At 44.7% G+C, this 13821-nt stretch carries 14 protein-coding genes and 1 tRNA gene; 10 read left to right on the top strand and 5 right to left on the bottom strand.

The window, feature by feature from the left end:
• The coding region (locus tag AB4496_RS04290) for a cation:proton antiporter (RefSeq protein ID WP_372130626.1) at positions 1–972 on the top strand (972 nt) is incomplete at its 5' end.
• A gap of 171 nt (positions 973–1143) precedes the next feature.
• Here AB4496_RS04290 and folD read toward each other — a convergent pair.
• Positions 1144–2001, bottom strand: a complete 858-nt coding sequence (gene folD / locus AB4496_RS04285) for a bifunctional methylenetetrahydrofolate dehydrogenase/methenyltetrahydrofolate cyclohydrolase FolD (protein WP_012603477.1) — start codon at positions 1999–2001, stop codon at positions 1144–1146.
• 211 nt (positions 2002–2212) lie between these two features.
• Between folD and AB4496_RS04280 the strand changes: the two genes are divergently transcribed.
• Positions 2213–2289 (top strand) — tRNA-Arg (locus tag AB4496_RS04280).
• Positions 2290–2402: 113 nt separating this feature from the next.
• Here AB4496_RS04280 and AB4496_RS04275 read toward each other — a convergent pair.
• Positions 2403–2906, bottom strand: a complete 504-nt coding sequence (locus AB4496_RS04275; RefSeq protein ID WP_009848740.1) for a GNAT family N-acetyltransferase — start codon at positions 2904–2906, stop codon at positions 2403–2405.
• 297 nt (positions 2907–3203) lie between these two features.
• Here AB4496_RS04275 and aroC point away from each other — a divergent pair, with 297 nt between their 5' ends.
• The gene (gene aroC, locus AB4496_RS04270; RefSeq protein WP_004734182.1) at positions 3204–4289 is read left to right on the top strand and encodes a chorismate synthase; all 1086 of its coding nucleotides are present in this window, start codon (positions 3204–3206) and stop codon (positions 4287–4289) included.
• Between the two features lie 113 nt (positions 4290–4402).
• Here the strand turns inward: aroC and AB4496_RS04265 are convergent, their stop codons facing one another.
• Positions 4403–5026 carry a trimeric intracellular cation channel family protein gene (locus tag AB4496_RS04265; protein ID WP_004734183.1) on the bottom strand — a complete coding sequence of 208 codons (624 nt, stop codon included), beginning with the start codon at positions 5024–5026 and terminating at the stop codon, positions 4403–4405.
• Between the two features lie 299 nt (positions 5027–5325).
• Between AB4496_RS04265 and AB4496_RS04260 the strand changes: the two genes are divergently transcribed.
• The 3 genes from AB4496_RS04260 to AB4496_RS04250 all read left to right on the top strand — a co-directional run bounded on the left by AB4496_RS04260 (position 5326) and on the right by AB4496_RS04250 (position 6839).
• Positions 5326–5856: an elongation factor P hydroxylase gene (locus tag AB4496_RS04260; RefSeq protein ID WP_032555337.1), complete on the top strand. Its 531-nt coding sequence runs from the start codon at positions 5326–5328 to the stop codon at positions 5854–5856.
• Between the two features lie 9 nt (positions 5857–5865).
• Positions 5866–6129, top strand: coding sequence for a YfcL family protein (locus AB4496_RS04255; RefSeq protein WP_009848738.1), 264 nt, complete (start codon positions 5866–5868; stop codon positions 6127–6129).
• Between the two features lie 188 nt (positions 6130–6317).
• Positions 6318–6839, top strand: coding sequence for an NADPH-dependent FMN reductase (locus AB4496_RS04250; protein WP_009848737.1), 522 nt, complete (start codon positions 6318–6320; stop codon positions 6837–6839).
• Positions 6840–6987: 148 nt separating this feature from the next.
• On the opposite strand, the gene mnmC is transcribed toward AB4496_RS04250, so the two are convergent.
• Positions 6988–9066: a bifunctional tRNA (5-methylaminomethyl-2-thiouridine)(34)-methyltransferase MnmD/FAD-dependent 5-carboxymethylaminomethyl-2-thiouridine(34) oxidoreductase MnmC gene (mnmC, locus tag AB4496_RS04245; RefSeq protein WP_009848736.1), complete on the bottom strand. Its 2079-nt coding sequence runs from the start codon at positions 9064–9066 to the stop codon at positions 6988–6990.
• Positions 9067–9194: 128 nt separating this feature from the next.
• Here mnmC and fabB point away from each other — a divergent pair, with 128 nt between their 5' ends.
• Complete coding sequence (fabB, locus tag AB4496_RS04240) at positions 9195–10406, top strand: beta-ketoacyl-ACP synthase I (RefSeq protein ID WP_009848735.1); 1212 nt, start codon at positions 9195–9197, stop codon at positions 10404–10406.
• A 140-nt stretch (positions 10407–10546) separates the two neighbouring features.
• Here fabB and AB4496_RS04235 read toward each other — a convergent pair whose 3' ends face one another.
• Positions 10547–10849, bottom strand: a complete 303-nt coding sequence (locus tag AB4496_RS04235; protein WP_009848734.1) for a hypothetical protein — start codon at positions 10847–10849, stop codon at positions 10547–10549.
• Between the two features lie 86 nt (positions 10850–10935).
• Here AB4496_RS04235 and AB4496_RS04230 point away from each other — a divergent pair, with 86 nt between their 5' ends.
• The 3 genes from AB4496_RS04230 to AB4496_RS04220 form a co-directional block, all read left to right on the top strand.
• On the top strand, positions 10936–12069 hold the full coding sequence (locus AB4496_RS04230) for a 4-phosphoerythronate dehydrogenase (protein ID WP_102257949.1): 1134 nt from the start codon (positions 10936–10938) through the stop codon (positions 12067–12069).
• A gap of 12 nt (positions 12070–12081) precedes the next feature.
• Positions 12082–13095, top strand: a complete 1014-nt coding sequence (locus AB4496_RS04225) for an aspartate-semialdehyde dehydrogenase (RefSeq protein ID WP_102249272.1) — start codon at positions 12082–12084, stop codon at positions 13093–13095.
• A 209-nt stretch (positions 13096–13304) separates the two neighbouring features.
• Positions 13305–13821, top strand: a 517-nt coding sequence (locus AB4496_RS04220) for a FimV/HubP family polar landmark protein (RefSeq protein ID WP_372130623.1), incomplete at its 3' end; no start/stop codon positions are given.

Genomic DNA, 13821 nt, shown 5'->3' with positions numbered 1-13821 from the left:
TTACTGGCGAGTCGACTCGATTCTGGGACTTTCCTCTCGATAGGTTGGGGCGGAATTGGCTTATTAGCGGTCGTCATGCTGGTGGCTCGTCCTCTGAGTGTGTGGATCAGCGGGATCGGCACGGATCTTACCTCAGCAGATAAATGGTTTTTGAGCTGGATGGCGCCTCGCGGGATCGTTGCTGCCGCAGTTTCTTCTCTGTTTGCTATCAAACTTCAAGAGAAGCAATTGATTGAAGGGGCTGATTTACTGGTTCCCATGGTGTTCTTGGTCATCATAGGCACGGTTGTGATTCAGAGCCTAACCGCGAGTTGGTGGGCGAGAAGGTTGGGTGTGACTCAAGAGAAGGCACAAGGGGTTATCTTCTTTGGTGCGACTCATTTTTCACGCCAGTTTGCCAAAGTGCTGGCGACACACAACATCAACAGTGTACTTGCCGATACCAACTGGGAGAGCATTCGCTTAGCGCGTATGGATAATCTGAATGTTTATTTTGGTAACCCAGCCTCAAATCACGCGGAAAATAATCTGGAATTGGATGGGATAGGGCGCGCCATGATCGTCTCGCCTTATCGTCAAACCAACCCATTAGTCAGTATGCATTATCAAGATGAGTTTGGTGAAAACAAGGTGTTTGAGCTTGAATCGACAGAAACTAAACACGAAAGGCATTCAGTGAGTCGAGATGGCAACAGAAGTCTGTTTTCGGAAGGAATTACCTATTCCAAGCTTAACTCCTTGATGGCTCAAGGCTGCCAAGTAAAGAGTACAGGTTTGACCGAAGCGTTTGACCTTAATGAGTTTAACGCCCTGTATCCTAAAGCGATTCCACTCGGTGTGATTACTGGCGGTGATTTCCGTTTAGTGACACAAGGTTCTGATTTGGAAAAACTGGTATCAACGGAGTGTGCGATCATTAGTTTATCGCCGCCTTCTGAACAGACGGAAAAAGTCGAGATATCAGATAAGTAGCAACGAGCACTGCATCAAAAGCGAGTTGCCCTGATTCAAAAACGAATAGCTAAGTATCAAAAAAGCCGCAACGTTTTCACGCTGCGGCTTTCTAATTTTGCTCTAGCTTGTTTTACTCTAGGGCGAGGCAATTCATGCCAACGGTATTACTATCGAAGCTGTCATTGCGGACTATTTCGAGTGAAACTGCTCACAAGCAATCATTGTGTTCTCAATTAGGCTTGCTACAGTCATTGGACCAACACCACCCGGAACTGGTGTGATGAAGCTTGCGCTCTCTTTCGCGACATCGTATTCAACGTCGCCAACGAGTTTGCCAGATTCCAAACGGTTGATGCCTACATCGACCACAACAGCCCCTTTCTTAATCCAAGCACCAGGAATGAAGTTAGGCTTACCAACGGCTACCACAACAACATCTGCTTGACGTACATGACCCTCAAGGTCTTTGGTGAAGCGGTGACATGTTGTCGTCGTACAACCGGCTAGAAGAAGCTCTAACGTCATTGGGCGACCTACGATGTTTGATGCGCCAACCACAACCGCGTGTTTGCCACGTAAGTCGATGTTATAACGGTCAAGCAGCGTAATGATGCCTTTAGGCGTACAAGAGCGAAGCTTAGGCATACGCTGAGCCAAACGACCTACGTTGTATGGGTGGAAGCCATCAACGTCTTTTTCCGGCGTGATGCGCTCAAGAACTTGAGTGCTATCAATACCAGCTGGTAGAGGAAGTTGAACAAGAATACCGTCAATCTCCGGGTCTTCGTTCAGTTGGTCTACCAGTGTTAATAATTCGTCTTCTGTCGCAGTGGCTGGCAAGTCGTAAGATTTAGATACGAAGCCAACTTCTTCACATGCTTTACGTTTACTTCCTACGTAAACCTGAGAAGCAGGGTCTTCACCCACTAAAACAACCGCTAGGCCCGGAGCGCGTAATCCAGCTTGAGTGCGAGCTTTTACACGAGCCGCAACTTCAGAGCGAACCGTTTGAGAAATTAGCTTTCCATCAATATTTTGAGCAGTCATGAATTTCCTTAGTATTGATATTCAAGTTAGTGGCTGATGTTTTTGGCGCATTATTCCAGAAAATCTTTTTGATTACCATCAAGCAAACGTTTGCTTTGTTCTATTTTCCAACACTTATAATCCTATTGCACTTTTTTTACTCACTTGGATCCGAATGTTACATAAAGCCGTTGCTTTACTGATTCGAATTCGTATAATCCTTCCCTGTAGCGCGCCCTTAGCTCAGCTGGATAGAGCACCTCCCTTCTAAGGAGGTGGTCGAAGGTTCGAATCCTTCAGGGCGTACCACTATTTAAAGAAACCCGATAACTCTCTGAGTTGTCGGGTTTTTTGCATTTCAGAACGACTTAATCTATCAAAACCATGTTTTGTATTTCGATGCCTCTGTCTTTTGTCTTTTGCTAAACGGCCACTAGCTGTGGGGTATATCTAAGACCTAACATACTGCACCCATCTTCCAAATAACCGTCGGTGACAACGTTGAAGCCGAATTTACCATAGTAGTTTTTGAGGTGTGCTTGTGCCGAAATAAAAATTGAACAGTCAGGATACACCTCGCGGGTCGTATCAAAGCTTACTTGCATCAGCTGGTTACCAATCTGTTTACCGCGATAACCCTTTGCTACGATCACTCGCCCGATACAAACATCATCCGCATCAGAATCAAGCAGAGGGAGAACATCTACTGGGTATCCAAGCTTCTGAGCCATAATTCGACTGTAAGCTACTAGTTGCCCGTTCTCATAACCCATGACGTGATAGGTTTCTGGATGGCTATCTTTGCCGTCTAGATCACTATAGGGTGTGTTCATATCGACGATAAAAATATCGACTCTTTGCTGTAAGAAATCATAGAGCTCTTGAACAGACAGCTCCGAAAATTTTTTAACTCTCCACTCGATCATCACTTTTCTCCTTATTATTTTGGGCTACAACATAGAGAGTATTCAAACCGAGTTCATTAACCTTTGTTAACTGGCCATGAAACTATTCAAAATCACCACTTTAAAGCACCACTCATTTCCCCTCGTTATTCATTTCATTCGGCTCATGTAATAGAAAGTTAAAATTGTTGGTTTTTTGGGGTTTACATCATTTGGTAATAAAGCCAATATGAATTCACGAAGAATAGACAAGTAAAGCTGTTAGCCCGTAGGTTTAGGAATCAAACCTTCTGCTCAATGGCTGATTTAGAGGAAGTAATGGCAGGAAACAGTATCGGACAACATTTCCGCGTGACTACGTTCGGAGAAAGTCACGGTATCGCACTAGGATGTATCGTAGATGGGTGCCCACCAGGATTAGAAATTACCGAAGCAGACCTTCAAAGAGATTTGGATCGTCGTCGCCCAGGTACTTCTCGTTATACAACGGCTCGCCGTGAAGCGGATGAAGTAAAGATTTTATCCGGTGTATTTGAAGGCCAGACTACGGGTACTTCTATTGGTCTATTGATTGAAAATACAGACCAACGCTCTAAAGACTATTCCGAAATTAAAGACAAGTTCCGCCCTGGCCATGCTGATTATACCTACCATCAAAAATACGGTGTGCGTGATTACCGAGGTGGCGGTCGCTCTTCTGCTCGTGAAACTGCAATGCGTGTTGCGGCAGGTGCGATTGCGAAGAAATACCTTAAGCAAGAATTTGGTGTTGAAATCCAAGCTTATCTTTCTCAAATGGGTGATATCTCAATTGATAAAGTGGATTGGAACGAGATCGAAAACAACGCTTTCTTCTGTCCTGATGCCGACAAAGTACCTGAATTTGATCAACTGATTCGTGATTTGCTAAAAGAAGGCAACTCGATCGGTGCGAAGATTCAAGTAGTTGCGACTAAAGTGCCTGTAGGCCTTGGTGAGCCAATCTTTGATCGTCTAGATGCAGACATCGCGCACGCTCTAATGAGCATCAATGCGGTGAAAGGTGTTGAGATTGGTGATGGCTTCGATGTCGTTAATCAACGCGGTAGTGAACACCGTGATCCATTAACTCCGGAAGGTTTCAGCAGCAACCATGCTGGCGGTATCTTAGGTGGTATTTCTACTGGCCAAGATATTGTGGCAAGCATTGCGCTTAAACCAACATCAAGCATTACCGTTCCTGGTGACACGATCACTAAAGACGGTGAAGCAACGCAGTTAATCACTAAAGGCCGTCACGATCCATGTGTTGGTATCCGTGCAGTGCCTATTGCTGAAGCGATGCTGGCTATCGTGTTGCTTGACCACTTACTGCGTCACCGTGGTCAAAACTTTGGTGTGACAACAGAAACGCCAAAAATCTAGTTCTGCTTCGTTTTATTCAGAACAGATTTGAAACTGATTTGAGAGAAACCAAAAAGGGTTGCTTCGTAATGAAGCAACCCTTTTTATATTCTGCGTCATTGAGAATATATTATCTAATGCACAGAGCTTTCCGGATCAAGCTGGAACGAAGGCAAGCGCCATTTGAATCTCACTGCTGCCATGCGCAGTAAATAGCCTACAACCAATGTCACGATCGTCGCGGTCACATCGTTTATGCCTAGTTCAAGAAGACCTAAGTACAAGCCTGAAGCGACAAGGGCGACAGATGCATACAACTCTTCATGCAAGACTAGTGGCGTTTGACGACAGATAAGATCGCGCAGTAGGCCACCAAACACGCCAGTCACTAATGCAGACACCATACAAATCATTGGGTGCAGACCCATGGTCATCGCTACTTTAGTACCAATGATACTAAATACGATAAGCCCCAGCGCATCCAAACGAATGAACAAGCCTTTTAGCTTGATTACCCATTTGGCTAATCCCGTTGTGATAACACCAGCAATACAAGTGATCGCCAGGTACTGGGGGTTTTCAACCCAGCCTAAAGGGTAATGGCCGAGTAAAATATCTCTTACTGTACCTCCGCCAATTGCCGTTGCACTCGCAACCAGCATTACACCAAACCAATCCATTTTTTGTTTGCCAGCACTGAGAGCACCGGTCATGGCTTCTGCCGTGATGCCAATGATATACAAAACACTTAGTAGCATTGCTGTAACTCTATAATTTAGGTCTATAAATTGGAGTCTTATAGGCCATAGGGATATAAAAATGAAGCGCGAGTGTAGTAGTAAAAACACTGATTGACGAATGAATATTTGTACCGTGAATAGGCATTTCAGATTAGCTAAACTAATCATTCACCTCAAAGTGGTGTAATCTGGGAGCAGCAATCGATTGTCATCGTAAAGTATTATGATCAACCTAATGTCATTGCCAGTGATAGGGCTTTACCGAGCGCTTAAAAAAACGCAAAATGCCCCAGTTCTTTTTACTTAAATTTGATCTTATGACACACGAATACCCAGACATCATCGACATTTTCAATCAAACCTTTTTCGAGAGCTTCAATACTAAGCTAGAACTGGGAGCGGACGAGCCTATATACCTGCCAGCCGATGAGGAGATTCCTCATCACCGTATCGTTTTTGCTCGTGGCTTTTATGCTTCAGCACTTCACGAGATAGCGCACTGGTGTGTGGCTGGTCCTGAGCGTCGCTTATTGGAAGATTTTGGTTACTGGTATGAGCCTGATGGCCGAACTGAGTCGGTTCAAGCTGAGTTTGAAAAAGTGGAAATTCGCCCACAAGCGTATGAATGGATCATTGCGACCAGCGCAGGCTTTCCTTTTAATGTTAGCTGTGACAATCTACACGGCGATTTTGAGCCAGATCGTTTGGCCTTTATGAATAAAGTACACAGCGAAGTCATGGGTATCTTTGAAGCTGGTCTGCCGCCTCGCGTGAAAATGCTCTCTGAAGCATTACGCAGCTTCTACGATGTAGAACCTTTATGTACTAGCCAATTTATTGTGAAATAAGAGAATATTATGATTATCGAATTTGAAGAAAAACTACTTGAATTAATTGATGCTCGCATTGAAAACGCATCAGATGATGAACTGTTTGCTGGTGGTTACTTACGTGGTCATATTTCTCTTTCAGTAGCTTCATGTGAAGAAGACGGCATTGAAGACGTAGCAGAAGTTAAGTTGCGTATTGAGAAGAGCCTAGAAGACGCACGTTCTGAATTGACGCCAGCCGATCGTACGATCGTTAATGACCTTTGGGTTGAGCTGCAAAACCAAGCTTAATTTTAGTCGTTTAGCATTATTCGTCTAGCGCTATTCGCTCACAATTCTCCCTCCTCATTTTTGAGCGAACCAATAATTTGAGACTCATTCGAATTTTTTGAATGAGTCCGTTCAATCCTTGTGATGGTTCCATTTTCTGACTACGTTATTCTAATCCCACTTAACGGAATCACAGAAAAGGTCACATCATGAAAGTTATCGCATTTGGCGCAAGCACCAGCTCTACCTCTATCAACAAAACTCTAGCAACTTACGCAGCTAACTTGATTGAAGGTGCTGAAGTCAAAGTTCTAAACATCAACGATTACAACGTTCCTATGTTCAGTGAAGACACTGAAAAAGAGATTGGCCAAGCGGAAGGTGCTCAAGCATTCTTACGTGACCTAGCAGAAGCTGACGCATTTGTTATCTCTTTCGCTGAGCACAACGGCCACTACCCAGCGGCGTACAAAAACCTATTTGACTGGGCGACACGCATTGAGCGTTCAGTATTTGGCGAGAAACCTGCGGTTTACTTAGCGACATCACCAGGCCCTGGTGGCGCACAAACAGTACTTGGCGCAGCAACTGGTTCGGCTCCGTACTTTGGTGGTAACGTTAAAGCATCGCTTTCAGTGCCTAGCTTCTACGATAACTTTGATTTTGAGTCTGGCGCTATCAGCAACGAAGAGATTGCTCAGCAGATCAAAGATGCGGTTGCTAAGCTGTAAACATCGTTCAATTTAGAACATCAGTTTAGATCAACACGAACAACAAAAAGCCCGAGTGACATAATGTCGCTCGGGCTTTCTAGCTTTTAGCCTTAGATATTTCTGATATTCAGAAACTTCAGAAACTTCAGAATAGCTGAACTAGAAACTATGAATTTGATTTAGAGTGCTTGTCTGCAACCCATCCAGCCGTTAATGCCTTACCTTTACGCAGTCTGCGCACCCACATTCTGCTTGGGTGAATCGCTTCAAGCACATCGACAGGTAAGGGAAGCGGTTCGCCACAAATTTGCGATGCTAACACTTCAGCTAATAATGGCGCAGAGCTCAAGCCACGTGAGCCTAGCCCGATAAAGCAGTATAGGTTAGGGAAGCTTGCTACCGTTTGAACATCATCAACAGAGTGACGTTGCGGGTTGAAGTTGTGCAGGTCTTGGTACTGTTCTTTGATTGATTCAAAATCGCCAACGTTTCCGACAAACGGAAGGTGGTCACGGCTTACGCTGCGGATGCCTTGGCGCGCTAGGTTGCCACTGGTGTCGACATCTTTTGTCCACTTTTGGTCTGGCAGCGACCCATGTAGGCGATCGCCATTGTGCTGCTGAACCTCAATATCAAATTCTTGGTCTATATTGGTTTTGTCATAGTTGGCACCAATACAGTGATGAGCATTGTTTGGATTCTGCGGCGTAAGATAGCCATCAAAGCACAACACGGTTTTTAGCTGGCTGAGACTTTCCGTGGTCGGAATATGGCTCACTTGGCCTTTAACTGGAGTTAGAGGTACAGGCTGAGTCTGCTCAAACTGAGTGAACTTGTGTCCGTTCGCGACAACTACTTGGTCGTGCTTGGTTTGAATCTCACCTTGTGGTGTCTCAATGGTGAGTTGCCATTGTTGTTCAACTTCGAGCCACTCAAGTTGAGTCACTTGATGTTGATAGTGCGCGCTCACTTGGTTGGTCTCTTCTAACCTGCCAATCAAACCTTGAGTCAGTTGGAGAGGGCTTAACCAACCTCCCAGTGGAAAGTAGACACTCTCTTTATCGACTGGTAAGCCAATCTTTTCGTTGGCTTGCTCTGGCGTTAAACGCTGAATCAGATCTGTGTGGAAATTGCCTTCTAACATGCGATTGAGCTTTTTAGTGGAGCCTTCATCCCACATCAAAATGTTCACGCCACACCAATTGTGATCGAAGTTTACTGATTGTGCTGCTTGATTAATAAATTGGCGGGCAAACAATAAGCCCGGACCAAATATTCTTGAAACATTAGATGTCGCTTCGCTGAGTAGCGGATAAATGGCGCCTTGGTTGTTACCTGAGGCATTGCCCGCAGCTTGTGGGTGTTCACAATAAAGGGTGATGTTTTTACCACGTCGGCTTAGCGTTTTGGCTAATGCAGCACTGGCGACACCACCACCGATAATGGCTATATCTTGTGAATTACTGTGTTGAGCTAGGCCATACCAAGGTTTGATGTTGGTGTGAGCGCGCTTTTCGCCAAGTCGGCCTGCAATCATTTCTCGCTTAGTACCAAAGCCTTTAACCTTTTTCATTTCAAAGCCGGCTTCAATCAGCCCACGGCGAACGAAGCCTGCTGCGGTGAAGGTGGCGCAGCTGCAATCTTGCTTTGCCAGTTTGGCCATGCCGTTGAATAGGTTTTGATTCCACATTTCAGGGTTTTTGCTTGGAGCAAAGCCATCTAAGAACCACGCATCGACTAAACCTTTGCGAGGGGTCGGCACGTTTGGCATACAATCCTTAATATCACCAAACCACAAATCAAGCGTGATAGCACCATCGCCTAACACAATGCGGTGACATTCGGGCAGGGCAATCGGGTAGTGTTCTTGGAGTTGTGTCGCATACTCCGCTAATTCTGGCCACGATTGGTGCGCTTTGATTAGATCATCTTTATTTAAAGGATATTTTTCAAAACTGATGAAATGTAACTCTTTGGTCGTAGCTTGTGGGTTATCTTTAAGAAAAGCATCGAACCATTGCCAGACTGCGAGAAAGTTTAAACCTGTACCAAAACCGGTTTCAGCAATCACAAAACGGCGTTGTTGATGTTCAACCCAACGCTCTGGAAGGTGGTTTTGTTTTAAAAAGACGTAGCGAGTTTCTTCTAAACCGTTAACATTAGAGAAGTAAACGTCGTCAAATTGGTCTGAAACTGGCGTGCCAGACTCATTCCATTCCAGCTCTGCATTAGTAATTGAAGTCATAAAATCTATCATTTTGTGATTTGAAGCGATATGTTGGTAGGGATTGTACGAATTTCTAGGAAAGCTGACCACTTTTGTTAGGCTTCTTAGTTATCATCTAGCTGAATTTAGAATTATAGGAATGTCACATGAAACGAGTCGTAATCACCGGTATGGGTATTGTTTCAAGTATCGGTAACAACGTCGAAGAAGTTTTAGCATCACTGAAAGAGGGTAAATCAGGTATTACCGCTTCAGAGCAGTTCAAGGAAAATGGCTTGCGCTCTCAAGTTTGGGGTAACCTAAAAATGAACCCTGCTGACCATATCGATCGCAAAAAAATGCGCTTTATGGGTGATGCAGCGGCATTCGCTTATCTTTCAATGGAGCAAGCAATTGCTGACTCTGGTTTAACTGAAGATCAAGTATCTAATGACCGCACGGGTATCGTAGCGGGTTCAGGTGGTGCTTCATCTCTAAACCAAGTAAACGCAGTAGACATCATCCGTGAAAAAGGCGTGAAGCGCGTTGGCCCATACATGGTTCCACGTACAATGGCTTCTACGGTTTCTGCTTGTCTAGCAACACCTTTCAAAATCCGCGGTGTGAACTACTCTATGAGTTCTGCATGTGCAACATCTGCACACTGTATCGGTCACGCAATGGAGCTTATCCAACTTGGTAAGCAAGACGTAGTATTCGCTGGTGGCGGTGAAGAACTAGATTGGTCTCTGACTATGATGTTCGACGCAATGGGCGCACTTTCTACTAAGTACAACGACACTCCAGAATTGGCTTCTCGTACTTATGATGCTGACCGTGACGGTTTCGTTATCTCTGGTGGCGGCGGTATGCTAGTTATCGAAGAACTTGAGCACGCTGTTGCTCGTGGCGCAAAAATTTACGGTGAGATCGTGGGTTACGGCGCAACTTCAGATGGCTACGACATGGTTGCTCCTTCTGGTGAAGGCGCGGTTCGTTGTATGAAGATGGCAATGCAAAACGTTGATGGCGTTGACTACGTGAACACTCACGGTACTTCAACTCCTGTAGGTGACGTTAAAGAACTTGGCGCAATCCAAGAAGTCTTTGGCGGCAACAGCCCTGCAATCTCAGCAACTAAAGCGATGACAGGTCACGCTCTAGGTGCGGCTGGTGTACACGAAGCAATTTACTCAACGCTAATGCTTGATAACGGCTTCATCGCACCAAGCATTAACGTTGCAAACCTAGACGAAGCGGGCGAAGGCCTAGACATCGTAACCGAAGCTCGTGAACAAGAGCTAACAACGGTTATGTCTAACAGCTTTGGTTTCGGCGGTACGAACGCAACGCTAGTAATCAAAAAATACCAAGGCTAATTGAAGCTAAGGTTAAATTAATAAAAGGTTAATCGTTAATGGGTGACGTGAGTGCTGATTCAACACGCACAGGTCACCCAGTAATCATGACCATCAGAACATAGCTTTTATAAATATGGTTTTAAGCGTGTTTTTTAACCCTAGCTTTGTAAGCTTCGCTTTAGAAAATAGCTTTTTAAATCAAGATTTAGAAGTTGAAAGGTTTCCAGAGCTTGATCAGTACTGGCTTTGGTTAGTACTGGTTGAACAGACGCAAGACTCTGTCTCCTGGAGAGCGAGATAGGATCCTTTTGTTCTGGATGTTTGCCCGATTGTTTATTCAATCGGGCATTTTTCGTTTTAGTCTTCTGACTTTTGCTTTTTGATTTTAGGTCTTGGTTCTTATTTCTGTTCTTGTTTGTGCAGACTAGGCGATTCAGCCCTTTATTTATAATGTATTCCAATTGCTACTCGACACCGTGTGTGGAATTTTGCACAATCATTTCAATTCACATTTAGGTCGATAGACCCCAACAAAAGTACTCGCCAAATGAAAATCTTAATCGACGAAAATATGCCTTATGCTGAAGCGCTTTTTAGCCAGCTAGGGGAAGTGACAATGAAGTCTGGTCGCACATTAACGGCTGACGACCTAGTTGACGTAGACGCTTTGATGATTCGCTCTGTCACCAAGGTGAACGAGTCATTGATCAGCAAAGCCAACAAGCTGAAGTTTGTCGGCACAGCGACGGCAGGTATGGATCATGTCGACCAAGAATTGATGAAAGAACGTGGCATTTTCTTTACTGCAGCCCCAGGCTGTAACAAGGTGGGTGTGGCTGAGTACGCGTTCAGCGCGATGATGGTGTTGGCTCAGCAGCAAGGTTTCTCTGTATTCGAAAAAACGGTCGGTATTATCGGCTGTGGCCAAGTGGGTAGCTATTTAGCAAAGTGCCTTGAAGGTATTGGTATTAAAGTTCTGCTGAACGATCCTCTAAAACAGCAAGAGGGTGATACTCGCGAATTTACTGAGCTAGATACTCTGCTTGAGCAGTCAGACGTCATCACTCTGCATACGCCAATCACTAAGACAGGTGAGTTCCCAACGCATCATTTGATCAATGAGCAAGTACTGAACAATTTACGTGCTGATCAAATTCTGATTAATGCGGCTCGTGGCCCAGTTGTTGATAACCAAGCGTTAAAAGCTCGCTTGCAAAAAGCCGATGGTTTCACTGCCGTTCTTGATGTATTTGAGTTTGAACCTGAAGTCGACTTTGAACTTCTTCCGTTGCTCGCTTTTGCAACACCTCACGTAGCGGGCTACGGTTTAGAGGGTAAAGCGCGTGGTACCACCATGATCTTCAACAGTTATTGTGAGTTTTTAGGTACTGAACAGCGTGCTTATGCAAGCGACCTTCTGCCGACAGCGCCAGTGCCTCAAATGAAATTAGATAGAGCTTGGGATGAAGCAACACTGCACAATTTGACTCAGTTGATCTATGATGTGCGCAAAGACGACGCCTTATTCCGTCGCAATATCTCTACGCCGGGTTCTTTTGACAAGATGCGTAAAGAATATTGGGACCGCAGAGAGTACAGTGCAGTCGAGTTAACGGGCGACGAATCTTGTAATTTAACGCCGTTATCTAAACTCGGTTTTATGGTAAAGCCAACTTTATAAAAGAGAGAAACAATGAGCCAAGAATTTAATATTGCTATTTTAGGTGCGACTGGTGCGGTTGGTGAAACCATTCTTGAAGTACTTAAAGAGCGTAAATTCCCTGTCGGTGAAATGCACTTACTAGCAAGTGAACGTAGTGAAGGCAAAACTTCCCGTTTTAACGGCAAAACAATACAAGTACAAAACGTAGAAGACTTCGATTGGTCTCAAGTACATATTGCGTTTTTCTCTGCAGGTAGCGAGCTTTCAGAACGTTGGGCTCCAATCGCCGCTGACGAAGGTGTGGTTGTTATCGATAACACCTCACGTTTCCGTTACGAATACGATGTTCCTCTAGTTGTGCCTGAAGTGAACCCTGAAGCGATTGCTGAGTTCCGTAACCGCAACATCATTGCGAACCCGAACTGTTCTACTATTCAGATGGTAGTAGCACTTAAACCGATTCACGATGAAGTGGGTCTTGAGCGTATTAACGTTTCAACTTACCAATCTGTGTCTGGTGCAGGTAAGCCGGGTATCGATGAGCTAGCAGGTCAAACGGCTAAGCTTCTTAACGGTATGCCAGCTGACAAGTCAGCGTTCTCACAGCAGATCGCGTTCAACTGTATTCCTCAAATTGATGAATTTACAGAGAACGGCTACACACGTGAAGAAATGAAGATGGTTTGGGAAACTCAAAAGATCTTTGCTGATTCATCAATCACGGTTAACCCGACTTGTGTTCGCGTACCAGTATTCTACGGTCACGCAGAGTCTCTACACATTGAAACTCGCGCGCCAATCGGTGCAGAGCAAGTGGTTCAGCTTCTAGAGAACACGGAAGGCGTAGAAGTTTTCCAAGCTCTAGATTTCCCAACTCAGGTTCGTGATGCTGGTGGTAAAGACCACGTAATGGTTGGTCGTATTCGTAACGACATCAGCCATCACAGCGGTGTGAACATGTGGGTTGTCGCTGATAACGTTCGTAAAGGCGCAGCAACAAACGCAGTTCAAATCGCTGAAGTTCTGATTCGCGATTACTTCTAAGCTTCACTGCTTTGATAAACAAGCCTCACTCTTTTAGTGGGGCTTTTTTAATCGATTGAAAATATTGTTAGTCAAATTGTGTGAAATTGCTGCGAATATTGTCGCTGCAACACATTTTTTGTTTTCATCTCTATAGCTTTACGTCGTTTATCCGATATATTTAACAGTTCATCAATTTATTCGAATTTAAGCACCTAGCTGAGCCTTTTATGTTTCAATTTTTCAAGCCGTGGTTAATGCCTTTTGCCATTCTCATGGCGACTCAGATTTCCGTTGTTCGTGCAGATTCCATTCGAGTTGTAGGGCCTAATGGCCAGATACAATCAGCGCCTACGTTTTCCGAACCTCTTCAAAGAGCACAATTGAATCGTGCTGGGCCTTCTCGTTTTTACGGCCCAACTTTGGGGTCGGAAACATTGTGGTCAATTGCCTCAAAGTTACGCCCTGATAATTCCGTTTCAGTTCAGCAAACCTTGTTGGCTATTTATCGTCTAAATCCACAAGCGTTTGAAAACCAGAATATCCACAGCTTGCTGCCTGCCAGTAATTTACGAGTGCCTTCTTTAGAGCAAGCACGTGCAAGTTCTACACAGCAAGCCGTTAACATCATGAATACGCACCTTGCTAAGCTCGATGCTCCTGCAAGTAAGCCTGTCGCTTCAAAACCAAAAGCGTCGAGTTCTGATGCAAAAAATGTTGCTCTTGCTAAGCAAGTAAGCACTACTG

Origin of the sequence: Vibrio sp. 10N.222.46.A1 (assembly GCF_041473595.1) — a bacterium.
Classification (GTDB): domain Bacteria; phylum Pseudomonadota; class Gammaproteobacteria; order Enterobacterales; family Vibrionaceae; genus Vibrio; species Vibrio tasmaniensis_A.
The sequence above is the reverse complement of the archived record's forward strand: the minus strand, read 5'-3'. Positions and strand labels throughout refer to the sequence as shown.

What these genes read in the sequence shown, in the direction of transcription:
- folD (WP_012603477.1), bottom strand. Translation starts at nt 2,001, where the DNA reads ATGACTGCTCAAAATATTGATGGAAAGCTAATTTCTCAAACGGTTCGC.
- AB4496_RS04275 (WP_009848740.1), bottom strand. Translation starts at nt 2,906, where the DNA reads ATGATCGAGTGGAGAGTTAAAAAATTTTCGGAGCTGTCTGTTCAAGAG.
- aroC (WP_004734182.1), top strand. Translation starts at nt 3,204, where the DNA reads ATGGCAGGAAACAGTATCGGACAACATTTCCGCGTGACTACGTTCGGA.
- AB4496_RS04265 (WP_004734183.1), bottom strand. Translation starts at nt 5,026, where the DNA reads ATGCTACTAAGTGTTTTGTATATCATTGGCATCACGGCAGAAGCCATG.
- AB4496_RS04260 (WP_032555337.1), top strand. Translation starts at nt 5,326, where the DNA reads ATGACACACGAATACCCAGACATCATCGACATTTTCAATCAAACCTTT.
- AB4496_RS04255 (WP_009848738.1), top strand. Translation starts at nt 5,866, where the DNA reads ATGATTATCGAATTTGAAGAAAAACTACTTGAATTAATTGATGCTCGC.
- AB4496_RS04250 (WP_009848737.1), top strand. Translation starts at nt 6,318, where the DNA reads ATGAAAGTTATCGCATTTGGCGCAAGCACCAGCTCTACCTCTATCAAC.
- mnmC (WP_009848736.1), bottom strand. Translation starts at nt 9,066, where the DNA reads ATGACTTCAATTACTAATGCAGAGCTGGAATGGAATGAGTCTGGCACG.
- fabB (WP_009848735.1), top strand. Translation starts at nt 9,195, where the DNA reads ATGAAACGAGTCGTAATCACCGGTATGGGTATTGTTTCAAGTATCGGT.
- AB4496_RS04230 (WP_102257949.1), top strand. Translation starts at nt 10,936, where the DNA reads ATGAAAATCTTAATCGACGAAAATATGCCTTATGCTGAAGCGCTTTTT.
- AB4496_RS04225 (WP_102249272.1), top strand. Translation starts at nt 12,082, where the DNA reads ATGAGCCAAGAATTTAATATTGCTATTTTAGGTGCGACTGGTGCGGTT.